13 protein-coding genes are annotated in these 13,771 nt (G+C 69.8%); 8 read left to right on the forward strand and 5 right to left on the reverse strand.

Annotation, left to right across the window (positions count from 1 at the left end):
• The first annotated feature begins 88 nt into the window (after window positions 1-88).
• The 7 genes from ON29_RS31030 (at window position 89) to bfr (ending at window position 7,417) form a co-directional block, all read left to right on the forward strand.
• Window positions 89-1,627 (forward strand): class I adenylate-forming enzyme family protein, encoded by a 1,539-nt coding sequence (locus ON29_RS31030; RefSeq protein ID WP_051175802.1) that lies wholly within the window; start codon window positions 89-91, stop codon window positions 1,625-1,627.
• Window positions 1,624-2,400: an SDR family NAD(P)-dependent oxidoreductase gene (locus ON29_RS31035; RefSeq protein ID WP_040871764.1), complete on the forward strand. Its 777-nt coding sequence runs from the start codon at window positions 1,624-1,626 to the stop codon at window positions 2,398-2,400. The genes ON29_RS31030 and ON29_RS31035 overlap by 4 nt, the downstream gene beginning before the upstream one ends.
• A gap of 136 nt (window positions 2,401-2,536) precedes the next feature.
• Window positions 2,537-3,520 (forward strand): acrylyl-CoA reductase (NADPH), encoded by a 984-nt coding sequence (gene acuI, locus ON29_RS31040; protein ID WP_040871765.1) that lies wholly within the window; start codon window positions 2,537-2,539, stop codon window positions 3,518-3,520.
• A 28-nt stretch (window positions 3,521-3,548) separates the two neighbouring features.
• Complete coding sequence (locus ON29_RS31045) at window positions 3,549-4,727, forward strand: MaoC family dehydratase (RefSeq protein ID WP_040871794.1); 1,179 nt, start codon at window positions 3,549-3,551, stop codon at window positions 4,725-4,727.
• Window positions 4,728-4,755: 28 nt separating this feature from the next.
• Entirely contained in the window at window positions 4,756-6,465 is a 1,710-nt protein-coding gene (locus tag ON29_RS31050) for a class I adenylate-forming enzyme family protein (RefSeq protein ID WP_040871766.1), read from the forward strand.
• A gap of 222 nt (window positions 6,466-6,687) precedes the next feature.
• The gene (locus tag ON29_RS31055) at window positions 6,688-6,879 is read left to right on the forward strand and encodes a (2Fe-2S)-binding protein (protein ID WP_040871767.1); all 192 of its coding nucleotides are present in this window, start codon (window positions 6,688-6,690) and stop codon (window positions 6,877-6,879) included.
• A 58-nt stretch (window positions 6,880-6,937) separates the two neighbouring features.
• Window positions 6,938-7,417 carry a bacterioferritin gene (bfr, locus tag ON29_RS31060; RefSeq protein ID WP_040871768.1) on the forward strand — a complete coding sequence of 160 codons (480 nt, stop codon included), beginning with the start codon at window positions 6,938-6,940 and terminating at the stop codon, window positions 7,415-7,417.
• Window positions 7,418-7,454: 37 nt separating this feature from the next.
• Here bfr and ON29_RS31065 read toward each other — a convergent pair whose 3' ends face one another.
• Genes ON29_RS31065 through ON29_RS31085 form a run of 5 tightly spaced genes read right to left on the reverse strand, consistent with a single transcriptional unit; the run spans window position 7,455 to window position 12,705 of the window.
• A complete protein-coding gene (locus tag ON29_RS31065) occupies window positions 7,455-8,582 on the reverse strand; it encodes an acyl-CoA dehydrogenase family protein (protein ID WP_083864184.1) in 1,128 nt (375 codons plus the stop codon).
• Entirely contained in the window at window positions 8,582-9,778 is a 1,197-nt protein-coding gene (locus ON29_RS31070) for an acyl-CoA dehydrogenase family protein (RefSeq protein ID WP_040871770.1), read from the reverse strand. Before ON29_RS31070 ends, ON29_RS31065 begins: the two co-directional genes overlap by 1 nt.
• Entirely contained in the window at window positions 9,775-10,557 is a 783-nt protein-coding gene (locus ON29_RS31075) for an enoyl-CoA hydratase/isomerase family protein (RefSeq protein WP_040871771.1), read from the reverse strand. The genes ON29_RS31070 and ON29_RS31075 overlap by 4 nt, the downstream gene beginning before the upstream one ends.
• Window positions 10,558-10,561: 4 nt before the next feature.
• Complete coding sequence (locus ON29_RS31080; protein ID WP_040871795.1) at window positions 10,562-11,503, reverse strand: acyl-CoA dehydrogenase family protein; 942 nt, start codon at window positions 11,501-11,503, stop codon at window positions 10,562-10,564.
• 32 nt (window positions 11,504-11,535) lie between these two features.
• Window positions 11,536-12,705 carry an acyl-CoA dehydrogenase family protein gene (locus ON29_RS31085; RefSeq protein ID WP_040871772.1) on the reverse strand — a complete coding sequence of 390 codons (1,170 nt, stop codon included), beginning with the start codon at window positions 12,703-12,705 and terminating at the stop codon, window positions 11,536-11,538.
• 121 nt (window positions 12,706-12,826) lie between these two features.
• On the opposite strand from ON29_RS31085, the gene ON29_RS31090 reads away from it, so the two are divergent.
• Window positions 12,827-13,633, forward strand: a complete 807-nt coding sequence (locus ON29_RS31090) for a FadR/GntR family transcriptional regulator (protein WP_040871773.1) — start codon at window positions 12,827-12,829, stop codon at window positions 13,631-13,633.
• Window positions 13,634-13,771 lie beyond the last annotated feature (138 nt).

Consider the following 13,771-nt stretch of genomic DNA (forward strand, 5'->3'; position numbering starts at 1 on the left):
ACCCTCCACCGCCGCCGGATCACCATCCGACCAGCGGCCGTGAGCCTATCTGATGAATCTTTGCAAGGATAGTGATATCAAGGATGCTGTGGACGATTTCAACGCCGACGCCCCACCCCCTCGGCATGCCCTCCGCCCGATCGCCCAGGTACTGGACGCCGCGCTCGGCTCCCACCCCGACGCCACTGCGGTGGAGGCCGCTTCCGGTGCGTGGACCTACGTCGAACTCGACGATCGCGCTCACCGGGCGGCCGGCGCCCTGTGGGCGCTCGGCGTGCGCCCCGGCGATCGCGTCGCGGCCTGCCTCCCCAACGATCTGGACATCGTCGCCGCCTTCCACGGCGCGCAACGCATCGGCGCGGTGTGGGCGGGCATCGGCGAGGCATTGACCGCGACCGAACAGCAGCACCTGCACGATCTGTGTGAACCGGCAGTCGTACTCGCCGGGTCCCGCTGCCGGGTGGACTCGCCCGGTACGGTCGACCCCGATCATTGGGCGGCACTGCTGGATCGCGCGGCACCCGCACCACGGGTGGAGCACGACATCAATGCCCCGGCCGGAATCGCCTTCACCAGCGGCACCTCCGGACAGCCCAAGGCCGTGGTACACAGCCAGCGCAACCTCCTGCTGCCCGGCGCCGTGCTGACGGCCACTCGAGGCTGGGGGCCCGATCTGCGCAAGGGCGACAGCTTCCCGCTGACAATCCTCAATCTGATGGTCCTTTCCACCCTGCTCACCGCGCAGGCCCGCGGCTGCGCGGTCGTCATGGACCGCCGCGACGCCGACGGGGTGGCCGAATGGATCGCCGAGCATCGCGTCACGGTCTGGAACGGCGCCCCCGCGCAGCTCTACGACCTCGCGCGCAGGCAGGGACGCGATCTCGGCTCCTTGCGCGAGGTCTGGAGCGGCGGCAGCGATACGCCCGACTCGGTTCGCACAGCCTTCGCCGACGCGCACGGGCCGGTGCCGCGGGTCACCTACGGTCTCACCGAGGCGCCGACCGTGGTCGCGATCGACCCGCCCGGCAACGAATGGTTCCCGGGTGCCAGCGGCCGGGTGCTGCCCCACTACGACGTCGCCGCCTACGACGACGAGGGCCGCAGGCTACCGCCCGGTTCGCTCGGCGAGCTGCGGCTGAAGGCGGCCGCCGACGGCCCGTGGGCCCGATGGTGGACGCCGATGCTGGGCTACTGGGAGCGTGATGGAGTGCGACCGCCGCGACCCGGACCGATCCCCACCGGCGACGTCGGCACCGTCGACGCCGAAGGCAGGCTGTCGATCCTGGACCGCAAGAAGTCGGTCATCATCCGGGGCGGCGCGAACGTCTACCCGCAGGAGGTGGAGCGAGTCATCGCGAAGCATCCCGGCGTGGCCAAGGTGGCGGTGTGCCCGGTGCCGGACGAGCGGCTCGGCCAGAGGGTCGCGGCGGTGATCGAAAGCGCCGATCCCGCGGTGGATCTCGACGCCCTGGCGCGATTGTGTCGGCGCGAGCTGGCCGGATACAAGGTGCCGGAGTTCTGGACCCGGGTGGATGCACTGCCGGTGAACGCCATGGGCAAGATCGAGCGAACGCGGCTCACCGAACTGGCGACCGCCGCGCGGCACACGACGCAGGAGCGGCCGTGACCGCCCGGTCCCCGCGCGCCCCGCGCCTGTTCGACCTCGCTGGCCGGGTCGCGATCGTGACCGGAGCGTCCTCCGGGCTCGGCGCCGCGGTCGCGGAAACGCTGGCCTCGCTCGGGGCCCGCGTCGCGGTCGCGGCCCGGCGCGCCGACCGGCTGACCGAGCTCGCCGGGCGCATCGACGGGCTCCCCGTGCTGTGCGATCTGAGCCGGCCGCAGGGCATCGGCGCCGTGGTCACCGCTGTGGCCGACGCCCTGGGACCACCGGAGATCCTGGTCAACGCCGCCGGAAACCGGTTCACCACCGAGCGCGCCGAATCCGAGCCGCTCGACGCCGTGCACCGGACCCTGGAACTCAACCTGGTGGCGCCCTTCCTGCTCGCCCAAGCGGTGTTCCCGCACATGCGCGCGGTGGGTCGCGGCTCGATCGTCAACGTCTCCTCCATCAGCGGCCGGGTCGGCGTGCCCGGCATCCCGCAGGCGTCCTACGCCGCGAGCAAGGCGGGGCTGTCCGGGCTCACCGCCGAACTCGCCGTGCAATGGGCGCGGCATTCGATCCGGGTGAACACCGTCGCGCCCGGCTTCTTCCGCAGCGAGATCACCGACACCCTCTATGACGACGAGCGCGGCGCCGCTTACCTGCGCCGCAACACCCCCCTGCCGACCGAGGCACAGGCCGAGGACATCGTCGGGGCCGTCGTCTGGCTGGCCGGTGACGCCGCCCGGTACGTCACCGGACAAACCGTCGTCGTCGACGGCGGTTGGACCGCTCGATGAGCGAACGGTGATTCCACGTTGACACCCGAATCTCGCGGTGAAAGCATGACAACGCCATAAGAGAATATGATTCTCCAAATTGGAAACGAATGTACGCTCAGATGTTGCACCCGTTCTAGGAAGGGAATTCTTCCGCATGTTTGCCGCAGTTCTGATCGAGAAGGGCGAGGCGGGACCGAAGGTCACGCTGACGAACGTGGACGAAGCGACGCTGCCCGAGGGGGACGTCACCGTCGAGGTCGCCTACTCCACCCTCAATTACAAAGACGCCCTGGCGATCACCGGAAAGTCTCCCGTCGTGCGCGCGTTCCCGATGGTGCCCGGCATCGACCTCGCCGGCGTCGTCACCGAGAGCAGCCACGCGGATTGGTCGGTGGGCGACGACGTGATCCTCAACGGCTGGGGCGTCGGAGAAGCACACTGGGGCGGCCTCGCGCAGCGGGCCCGCGTGAACGGCGACTGGCTGGTGCCGAGGCCCGCCGAGTTCACCGCACGACAAGCGATGGCGATCGGTACCGCCGGATACACCGCGAGCCTGTGCGTCGAAGCGCTGCTGCGCCACGGCGTTCGCCCCGACCGAGGCGAGATCCTGGTGACCGGCGCGACCGGCGGCGTGGGCAGCATCGCGATCGCACTGCTGAGCAGAGCCGGGTTCGCCGTCGCGGCCGCCACCGGCAAGACCGCCGAGACCGCCTACCTCCAGCAACTGGGCGCGGGCACCGTGGTGGATCGCGCCGAACTGGCCGAGCGCGGCAAGCCGCTTCAGAAGGAGCGCTGGGCAGGTGTGGTCGACACCGTCGGCAGTCACACGCTCGCCAATGTATGCGCCCAGACTCGGTACGGCGGCGCGGTAGCCGCCTGCGGCCTGGCCCAGGGGATGGACTTCCCCGCCACGGTCGCCCCGTTCATCCTGCGCGGGGTCACGTTGTTCGGCATCGACAGCGTGATGGCGCCCGAGCAGCGGCGCCTCGACGCCTGGGCGCGGCTCGCCCGTGACCTGGACCCGGCCGCCCTGGACAGCATCGCCCAGGAGATACCCCTCGGCGAGGCCGCCACCGCGGCCGGCCGGCTCATCGACGGCACCGTGCGCGGCCGGATCGTCGTCGACGTGAATCGTTGATCAGGAGCATCCCGTGACCAGGAAATCGATGAAATCGACTGTGGAACTCGATCTGTCCGACGTCAACCACCGGGTCGGCAAGCCGGTGGGCGGCGGCCAACTGTGGGACCCGTGCAGTTCCTCCGACATCCGCCGCTGGGTGATGGCGATGGATTATCCGAATCCGCTGCATTGGGACCAGGAATTCGCTCGCGAATCGCGATACGGCGGAATCGTGGCGCCCCAATCCATCGCGGTCGCATTGGATTACGGGCACGGCGCACAGCCCGCCTGCGTCGGCCACATCCCCGGCAGCCACCTGATCTTCGGCGGCGAGGAATGGTGGTTCTACGGCTGCCCGGTCCGCCCCGGCGACACCCTGTTCCAGGACCGGCGATTCCACGACTACAAGGTGGTGGAGACGAAGTTCGCCGGGCCGACGATGTTCTCCCGCGGCGACACCGTCCACCGCAATCAGCACGGCGTGCTGGTCGCCCGCGAAAGGTCCACCGCCATCCGCTATCTGGCGTCGGAGGCCAACAAGCGGGGCATGTACGACAACCAGCTCGGCGCGGTGCGAACCTGGACCGCCGCCGAACTGGCCGAGATCGAGTCGCTACGGCACGAGTGGATCCTGACCAACCGCGCCGGGGTCTCGCCGCACTTCGACGAAGTGAAGGTCGGGGATCGGCTGCCGCGCCGGGTGATCGGCCCGCACACCATCGCCGGCTTCACCACCGAGTACCGCGCCTTCTTGTTCAACATCTGGGGCACATTTCACTGGACCGCCCCCGCGGGCGTCGACGATCCCTGGGTCAACCAGGATCCGGGCTGGACCGAGGGGTTCGCCTTCGACGAAGAGGGCGCACGCATCGACCCGCGCAAGCGCGACGGCCTGTACGTCGGCCCCTCACGCGGGCACATCGACGCCGACAAGGCGGGCGAGGTCGGGATGGCGCGGGCCTACGGCTACGGCGCCACCATGGGCGCCTGGTGCACCGACTACCTCTCGTACTGGGCCGGGCACGACGGCATCCTCCGTCACAGCAAGGCGGACTTCCGCCTGCCCGCTTTCGAGGGCGACGTGACCTACTTCGACGCAGAGATCATCGGCAAGGAAGCGGATTCGGTCTGGGGCGTACCGCTGGTGCAGGTGAAACTGCGGCTGACCAATCAGGACTTCGGCGTGTTGGTGGACTGCACGGCCGAGGTCGAGCTTCCGTACTGACGGCCACCGGAAAGAAACGGGAGAGGCGATGCCCACCGACACCAACGACGTCCTCGCGCCTGCCGTGGCGATCGCCTCCGGGCCGCCGCTGTCCGAAGAGCCGGGTCTCGGACCGCTCACCCTGCCCGGCTTCCTGCGCGAAGTCACCCGCGAGTACGGCGCCCGCGAGGCACTCGTCGCGCACACCGGCGCCGGCGTCGTCCGCTGGAGCTATGCCGAGTTGTGGGCGCGCGCCACCGAAGTGGCGCGCGCCCTGCGTGCCTGCGGGATCGGCAAGGACAGCCGGGTCGGCGTGCTGATGACGAACCGGCCGGAGTGGCTCTCGGCCGTGTTCGGCGTGTCGCTGGCCGGCGGGGTGGCCGTCGCCCTCAGCACCTTTTCCAGCCCCGCGGAACTCGACCATCTGCTACGGCTGTCCGGTGTGTCGATGCTGCTGTTCGAAAGGACGGTGGCGAACAAGGACTTCGCCGAGGTGCTGACCGGACTGGAGCCCGCCGTCGGCGCCGCCGCGCCGGGCGCGCTGCGCTCGACGGCCTACCCGTTTCTACGTCATCTCGCGATGGTCGGCGAACCGGTGCCCGATGCGGCGATCGACTCCTGGCACACCTTCCTTGCTCGCGGGCACTCCGAAGCACAGGAACTGATCGAGGCGACGGCCGCCACGGTGCGACCCGCGGATACCGCCGTGCTGTTCTTCTCGTCGGGAACCACCAGCAAGCCGAAAGGCATCCGCAGCGCGCACCGCGGCGTCGCCATCCAGATGTGGCGGTTCCGGCGCATGTTCGGATTCGGCCCGGACGACCACGTGCGCTGCTGGACCGCCAACGGTTTCTTCTGGTCCGGCAACTTCGGCCAAGCGCTCGGCGCCACCCTGGCCGCGGGCGGCAGCCTGGTGCTGCAATCGACCTTCGACGCCGCCGAGGCGCTGGAGTTGATGCAGGCCGAGCGAGTGAACTTCCCGGTCGCGTGGCCGCACCAGTGGGCGCAACTGGAAGGCGCGCCCAACTGGTCGACGACCGACCTGAGCAGCCTGCGATTCGTGGACGTGAAGACGCCCGCGGCGCGGCACCCTCGCGTGTCGACCACCTGGACCGAGCCCGGGCACGCCTACGGCAACACCGAAACCTTCACCATCACCACCTGTTTTCCGGCCGATACACCCGAGGACGAAATCGCGGGCAGCAGCGGCAAACCGCTGCCCGGCAACACCGTCAAGATCGTCGACCCGCTCACCGGCGCGGTCGCGGCCCGCGGCGAGCGCGGCGAGATCTGCGTCAAAGGGCCGACGCTCATGCTCGGCTATCTCGGCACCGCGTTGGACGAGACGCTCGACGCCGACGGCTACTTCCACACCGGTGACGGCGGCTACCTCGATGACGCGGACCGGCTGTACTGGGAGGGGCGGTTGACCGACATCATCAAGACCGGCGGCGCAAATGTCTCCCCGCTGGAGGTCGACGAGGCGTTGGCCGGCTTCCCGGGTGTCAAGGTCGCGCGCACCGTCGGCGTACCGCATGAGACGCTCGGCGAGGTCGTGGTGGCGTGTGTGGTGCCGCACGCGGACGCGACGGTGGACGGCGCCGCGGTCCGCGCGTTCCTGCGCGAGCGGCTGGCCAGCTACAAGGTGCCGCGACAGGTGCTGTTGTTCGCCGAGGAGGACATCGCGCTCACCGGCAGTGCGAAGATCAAGTCCAGTGACCTGCGGCAGCTCGCGGTGAAACGGCTGGCCGACAGCTAGCGCCACGGGGCCTGCCGAGGCTTCTCCCGTGCAGCGCGGCCAATGCCGCGCCGACAGTCCCCAGGTCGCTGCACCCGGTCACCGCCCGGCGGCACTCGACACGGCGACACCGCGCCCACCGGGGCTTCACACGGCCGGTCCTGGATGCTATACATTAGGGGAGGCTTACCTCGTTAGTCGAGGCTAACCTCAGTGAAACGGTGACCCTGGCTGTGAGGCTTCATGTACGTGTGCATCTGTAACGCGCTGTCCGAAGGTGACGTGCACACCTGCGTCGCGGCCGGGGCCGACAGTGTCCGCCAAGTGAAGAACGCCTGCGGCTGGAAGCCCGGCTGCGGCAGTTGCACGGCGCGATTGGCCGAGGTCATCGGCCGCGCCCGCGCGACGACCGAAGCGCAACCCTCGGCCGCCTGATCCGACACACCAGGCGGTCTGCCTGCCGCTGCGCTCAATCTGTGCCACGATCGCAGTCATGGACGGCGACAAGGACATCGTGGCGTTGCTCAACGAGCAACTGACGGCCGAACTCACGGCGATCAACCAGTACTTCCTGCACGCCAAGATGCAGGAGAACTGGGGCTTTACCAAGCTGGCGCGGCACACTCGGCACGAGTCCATCGATGAGATGAAGCATGCCGAACTCCTCACCGACCGGATCCTCTTCCTGGAGGGCCTGCCGAACTACCAGAAGCTCAATCCGTTGCGCATCGGGCAGAGCGTGCCGGAGCAATTGCGGGCCGACCTGCAGATCGAGCTGGAAGCGGTCGAACGGCTTCGCCGGGGCATCGAGTTGATGCGGTCGCGCGGTGACGTGACCTCGGCGCGCATCTTCGAGCACATCCTCGAAGACGAAGAGCAGCACGTCGACTACCTGGAGACCGAACTCGACCTGGTGGAGAAGCTGGGCGAGCCGCTGTACCTCCAGCGCTTCACCGAGACCCCGGAGGACTGACCCGGCATCCGGGGCCCCTGCGAAAGGCTGCCCGGCGCTACGCCGAGGCGTACCGCCGGGCCAGTCGTTTCCGATGCTCGGCGGGCGTACCGAACAGGGACCGATCGAGCGTGGCCCGCTTCAGGTACCCGTGGATCCCGCTTTCCCAGGTGTAGCCCATGCCGCCGTGCAGTTGCATGGCCTTCCCCGCCACCCGCACCGCCGTCTCGGTGCTCAATGCCTTGGCCATCGACGCCACCTCGCCCGCGTCCGGCGCCGACGACGCCTCGGCCCGGACCGCGGCCGCTACCACCTGCCGGGCCACCGTGACCTGAACCAGCATGTCCGCACAGGCGTGTTTGACGGCCTGGAAGGAACCGATCGGACGGCCGAACTGCTCGCGCACCGCGGCATAGCCGACAGTGGCCTCGAGCATGGCCTCGCTCAGTCCGAGGCTGTCGCAGGCCATCGCGACCGCGGCCCGGTCGTACAACCGCCGCAGGGCGCGCTCTCCGTCGCCACGGAATCGCCACACCGCCACCGGCGCCACCGCGACGTCGTCGGCGGTCACGCGCCCGAGGCTGCGGGTCGCGTCGACCACCGGTCGCGCGGTGACGACCGCCCCTGGCGTACCGGATTCGACTGCCGCGAGCACGATCTCGCCGCCGGGATCGCGGGCGGGAACGAGCAGCCGGTCCGCCCCGGGCGCGTCGAGCACGAAGTCGGCGCAACCGTGCAGACGCGGGCCGCCGGTACCGGTCACGAGCCGGAACGGCGATTCGACCGGCGTGCGATCGGCGTGCGCGGAGACCGCACCTGACGACTCGGCGCCGGCCAGCTGCTCCCCCGCAAGCGCGAGAACCGGGACCACCGCACCGGCGACGGTGCCGCGGAACAGTTCGTCCCGTTGCGGATTCGGCTCCAGCAAGGCGAGCGCGCCGACGGCGAGCACCGCCACCGACGGGTACGCACCACGGGCGACCGCTCGGCCCACTTCTCGCAGGACCACGGCGACCTCGGCGAAAGTTGCTCCGGCACCGTCGAATTCGTCGGGCGCCTCCAGACCGAGCCACCCGGATCGAGCGATCAGCGACCAGTCGACCGCCGACTCGGAATCGGCTTCGCCGAGCAGGTCACGCGCCACCGCGCGCAAATCGTCGTGGATCTCGGCGAATTCGTCGCTCATCATGTTCCCGTCGATTCCCGGGGCAGGCCGAGCCCGCGCTCCGCGATGATGGTGCGCTGGATCTCGCTGGTCCCACCCGGAATCGTCCATTCCCAGGAGCCGACGAAGTCGAGCACCCATGCGCCCGACTCCCAGCCGCTGGACATCGGTTTGCGCAGCATCGTGTGCGCGGCCAGTCCCCCGACCTCCGTGCCGAAATCCGTCATCCGCTGCAACAATTCGCTGTAGTACAGCTTCACCACGGAAGCGTCGGCCGGGCCCGCGACGCCCGCCTCGTGCCGCTCCACCAGGTCACGGCACAATGCGCGCAATCCGAAGATCTCGATCTCCAGCGCGGCCAGCCGATCGGCCACCACCGCGTCGGCGACCGCGCGCCGCCCGCCGGGATCGGCTCGCTCGCACGCTTCGACGAGCCATCGGAATCCGGCGTTGCCGAGCCGTTCGGCCAGCTCCAGCATGGTCAGGCCACGTTCGGCGCCGAGCGTCTGCTGCGCCACCTGCCAACCCGCGTGTTCCGCGCCGACCAGCCCGTCCGCCGGGATCCGCACCTCGTCCAAGAAGATCTCGCAGAAGTGTGATTCCCCGGTGGCCTGCCGGATCGGGCGCACCTGGATGCCGGGGCTGCGCATGTCCAGCAGGAAGTAGGAGATCCCGCGCCGCTTCGGGGCGGCCGGGTCGGTACGGGCCAGCAGCAGGCACCAGTCCGCGTATTGCGCACCGCTGGCCCACACCTTCTGCCCGGTCACGACATAGCCGTCACCGTCTCGGCGGGCGCTGGTCTGCAATGCCGCCAGATCGGATCCGGCGCCGGGTTCGGAGAAGCCCTGTACCCAGATCTCGCCGTCCAGGATCGCGGGGAGATGCCGCCGCCGCTGCTCGTCGGTCCCCGCCGCCAGCAAGGTCGCGGCCGCGTGGTGAACGGCCACGAAGGCCAGCACCAGTCGCGGCGCGTCGTGGGCGGCGAGTTCCTGATACAGCACAATCTGTTCCGGGAGGGACATGCCGCCGCCGTATTCGCGCGGCCAATGCGGCACCGCGTATCCCGCATGGCGGAGCTGCTGGAACCACTCTGCCTGGAAACGGACGAATTCCGCGTCCGTGGGGCCGGTCTGCGATCGCCGCCAATCGGCAGGCACGTGTGCGCGGCACCAGTCCCGGACCTCGCCGCGGAACCCGTCGAGGTCGTGCCCGGTCACCGTGCCCGCGCCCGCTGTCGCAACGCCAGCAGCCGGTCCCGGTGTTCCGGTGACCGCATGGTGACCACCTCGGCGGCGAAACCGGCTTGCATCGGACCACCGAGCGCCTGGGACAGGTACATGTTCACCACCCGTTTCGTGCTGCGCAGCGCCTCCGGCGGCAGGGCGGCCAACCGGCCGGCCAGTTTCCTGGCCTCGTCGAGCAATTCGTCCGCGGCGACGACCCGCGACGCCAGTCCGACCTCGACGGCGGTGGCGGCATCGATCCGGTCGCCGGTGTACAGATATTCCCGCGTCCGCAGGATCGGGGTGAGCAGCGGCCAGAACGCGGCGCCGCCGTCCCCGGCGACCAGCCCGACCGCCACGTGCGGGTCGGCCAGGTAGGCGCGATCCGACATCAGCACGACGTCGCACAGCACCGCCAGGCTGGCGCCGAGCCCCATCGCCGCGCCGTTCACCGCGGCGATCACCGGCAACGGGAAGCGCAGCATCTCCTCGATGATCTGGGCGCCTTCGCGAATGCTCTCGTCCCGCGCGACCGGGTCGTCCAAGAAGGAGCTGATCCAGTCCAGGTCGCCGCCCGCGCTGAAGGCCCGGCCGGAACCGGTGAGGATCACGACTGCGGCCCCCTGGTCCGCGGCCAGCTGCCGCCACACCTCGGTCAGCGCTCGGTGCAACTCGGCGTTCACCGCGTTGAGCTCGTCGGGGCGGTCGATGACGACGATACGGACGGGCCCTTCGCAGGCCACGGTCAGCACATCGGGCAGGTCGTAGCGCATGGCGTCACCCTTCCCCCGGATCGGAGAACAAACCGGTCAGACCGCGGCGGCCGGCCAGCCGGGCCAGCAGCTCCTCGGTGGCGACCGAGCCGAGTGGAAGCCGGCGCAACGGCAGGCTGTAACGCGACAGCCAGGACAGTGGCGACTCGTCGCAGAAGCCGAGGGCGCCGTGCAATTGGTGGGCGACGCGGAACACGGCCTCGGCCGCCTCGAGGGTCGCCGAACGCAGTGCCAACGCGTCGATCAGCGCGTCGCCGCGATCGGCTTGAATGCTCCACAACGCGTAGCGGGCGAGCATGTCCACGCCGCGCCGTTCCACCTCGGCGTCGGTCAACTGGAACTGCACCGACTGGAACTCGGCCAGCGGTTTGCCGAACTGCTCCCGGACCAGCACATGGGCACGGGTGAGTTCGACGGCACGATCGAGCATGCCGAGCAGGGTCCAGCACGGCAGCACCAGCGCCAACGCCAGGTCGGCGCCGCCGCCGGTGTCCACCGGCGACACCTCCAGCTCCGCGACGAACGCCGACTCACGCGCAGACGCACGGGGTGGTCGCACCACCACCGAGCCACGGGAACCGTCCAAGGTCACCGCCGCCCAGCGCAGGTCGAGATGCGCGACCGCCGCGGCGGGCTCGCCATCCGACACCACCACCAACCCGTCGACGTCCGATTCGACCGGGCGGGACAGCCGCTCCGCGACCGGATAGGGCGTGGCCCAGTAGCCCGCGCTGCGGCACAGCGCCGCGGCGGCTTCCAGTTCGACCGGATCACGCCGCGGCTCCAGCTCCCACGCGCCGAGTTCGCCGAGCACCGGCGCGACGAGCGCGCGGCGCGCGGGCTCGCGCTCGGCCCACTGCACCAGCTCGTCGCCGCCCGCCACGCGCAACGCGCGCACGGCTTCCTTACCGTATTCCGTTGCCTCGGCGCATAGTTCGATGGTCATCGCCCGCCCGCCCGGCGGGAACGACGCGGCGGTCATGCGGCCTCCCCCGCCCGGCGCGGCCCGCTCAGCAACGAGCGCGCCAACAGGATCTTCTGCATCTCGATACTGCCGGAGGCGACCGTAGCGGCATTCGCGTATCGCCAATGATCGTCCACCGCGCGCCGGAACCGGCGCCCGCGCTCGTCTCCCGAGCCCGCGAACGCGGCGAGTTCGGCCAGGACACTCGCGCTTTCCTGATCGAGCCGGGTCACCGCGATGCGGTAGGCCGCGACGTCACCCGGCGCGACCCGCCCGGCGCTCTGCATCGCGACCACCTGATACGCCAGCAGCCGCGCCCGCCGCGCCCGGGTGAGCATGCGGGCCCAGCGACCGCGCAATTCGGCCGGAACCGTCTCCCACCGCGGGCCGAGAACATCGGGCGCGGCCTGCAACAGTCGCTCACAGCGCGCGTAGCGGGCGATGCCGACGCGTTCGAACGCGAGCACCTCCTGCACCACCGACCAGCCCTCGTCGATCCGGCCGAGTACGTCTGCTTCCGTCACGCGCACCCCGTCGAAGAAGACCTCGTTGAGGTGGTGCGGCCCGAGCATGGAGCGGATCGGCCGGACCTCGATGCCCGGATCGGACATCGGCACCAGGAAGACGGTGAGCCCCTGCTGTTTGCGCGCCCTTGTCGCGGTGCGCGCCAGCAGGAAGCACCACTGCGCCATGGTGGCGTAGGAGGTCCAGATCTTCTGGCCGGAGATACGCCAGCCGTCGCCGTCGCGGCGAGCGGTGGTCCGCAAGGAGGCCAGGTCGGACCCGGAGTCCGGTTCGCTGAAGCCCTGGCACCAGATCGTCTCACCGCGCGCGATCGGCGGCAGGTGCTTGTGCTGCTGTTCGGCCGTGCCGTGCCGCATGATCGTCGGGCCCACCCAGTTGACGCCCATGTACTGCGCCCCGCGAGGTTCGTGGTGCGCCCACATCTCCTCGCGGACCACGGTCTGCTCCCACACCGAGGCGCCGCGGCCACCGAACTCCGCAGGCCAGGCCGCGCACAGCAGGCCCTGCTCGGCCAGCACCCGGCAGAAACGCTGAGCGACAGCCAGATCGGCCGGATCGTCGGTGAACGCGCCGAGGTAGTCGGCGGGGACCTCTTCGGCAATCAGCCGCCGTAGTTCACCCCGGAGACGGATGGCGGCCTCACCCATAGTGAAGTCCATGCGACGCACAGTACTTCAATCCTCATAAGGATAGCAATATTTGTATGGTCATCTAGCGGTGACTACACTGCCGCCATGATGGAAAGGCGGGCCCGGTGAGGACCAACCAGAGGCGGACCGCATGACGGCCGCCAAACGCGGCCGGGTCCCACAGCGTCGTATCGCGGAGACCGTCGCCGCGGAACTGCGCACCCGGATCCTGGCCGGCGACGAGAACTTTCGGCTTCCCACCCAGGATCAGCTGGTCCAGGACTTCGGGGTGAGTTACCCCTCGATCCGCGAGGCGCTGCGCATCCTGGAGACCGAGGGCCTCGTCACCGTCCGCCGGGGCAATGTGGGCGGCGCCGAAGTGCACCGGCCCGACGAGACGTCGGCGGCCTATCACCTCGGCCTGGCCCTGCAAGGTGCGCGCGTCACCCTCGGCGATCTCGCCGCGGGCCTGCGCACGCTGGAACCGCAGTGCGCGGCCGCCTGCGCCGAGCGGCCCGACCGCGCCGAGACCGTCGTCCCCGCACTCGCGGAGAACGTCGAGAAGTCGGCCGAACTCATCGACGACGGCGTCGCCTTCACCCACACCGCTCGCGAATTCCACGATCTCATCGTCTCGTTCACTCCCAACCTGACCATTCGCTACGTCGTGAGCACGCTGGTCACCCTGTGGTCGGCACAGGAGGAGGCGTGGGCGGAGGCGCTGACCCGGCGCGGGGAATACCCATCCGAGGCCGAGTCGACCGAAGCCGTGCGCACCCATCGCCGCATCACCCGCGAGATCGCGGAGGGACGGGCCGCCGAAGCCGAACGCCTGTACCGCACCCATCTCGCCGCCACCCAGACACTCGTGCTGCAGCGGTTCGACGACGGAGTGGTGAACGCTTCGTCCGCCGGTGCGCGGCTGGCGATCCAGCCGGGTCTACGCCAGCAGATCTGAGTTCGTCGAGCCGCACGTCACCCTCGCCTCCGCCCGGGCAAGAGCAGGTCGGTTGCGCATCACCCTGCCCGCTGTACGATAATGACGTTTTCACAGCGTGAAATTGGGTTGCACGAATCCGGCTATAGCCAGGTAGCA

This window comes from Nocardia exalbida NBRC 100660 (assembly GCF_000308575.1).
GTDB lineage: Bacteria > Actinomycetota > Actinomycetes > Mycobacteriales > Mycobacteriaceae > Nocardia > Nocardia exalbida.

Bases quoted from the DNA above. Each gene is read 5' to 3' on its own strand.
- ON29_RS31090 (WP_040871773.1), top strand. From the start codon at position 12,827: ATGACGGCCGCCAAACGCGGCCGGGTCCCACAGCGTCGTATCGCGGAG.
- ON29_RS31045 (WP_040871794.1), top strand. From the start codon at position 3,549: ATGAAATCGACTGTGGAACTCGATCTGTCCGACGTCAACCACCGGGTC.
- ON29_RS31050 (WP_040871766.1), top strand. From the start codon at position 4,756: ATGCCCACCGACACCAACGACGTCCTCGCGCCTGCCGTGGCGATCGCC.
- ON29_RS31085 (WP_040871772.1), bottom strand. From the start codon at position 12,705: ATGGACTTCACTATGGGTGAGGCCGCCATCCGTCTCCGGGGTGAACTA.
- bfr (WP_040871768.1), top strand. From the start codon at position 6,938: ATGGACGGCGACAAGGACATCGTGGCGTTGCTCAACGAGCAACTGACG.
- ON29_RS31065 (WP_083864184.1), bottom strand. From the start codon at position 8,582: ATGAGCGACGAATTCGCCGAGATCCACGACGATTTGCGCGCGGTGGCG.
- ON29_RS31080 (WP_040871795.1), bottom strand. From the start codon at position 11,503: ATGACCATCGAACTATGCGCCGAGGCAACGGAATACGGTAAGGAAGCC.
- ON29_RS31075 (WP_040871771.1), bottom strand. From the start codon at position 10,557: ATGCGCTACGACCTGCCCGATGTGCTGACCGTGGCCTGCGAAGGGCCC.
- acuI (WP_040871765.1), top strand. From the start codon at position 2,537: ATGTTTGCCGCAGTTCTGATCGAGAAGGGCGAGGCGGGACCGAAGGTC.
- ON29_RS31055 (WP_040871767.1), top strand. From the start codon at position 6,688: ATGTACGTGTGCATCTGTAACGCGCTGTCCGAAGGTGACGTGCACACC.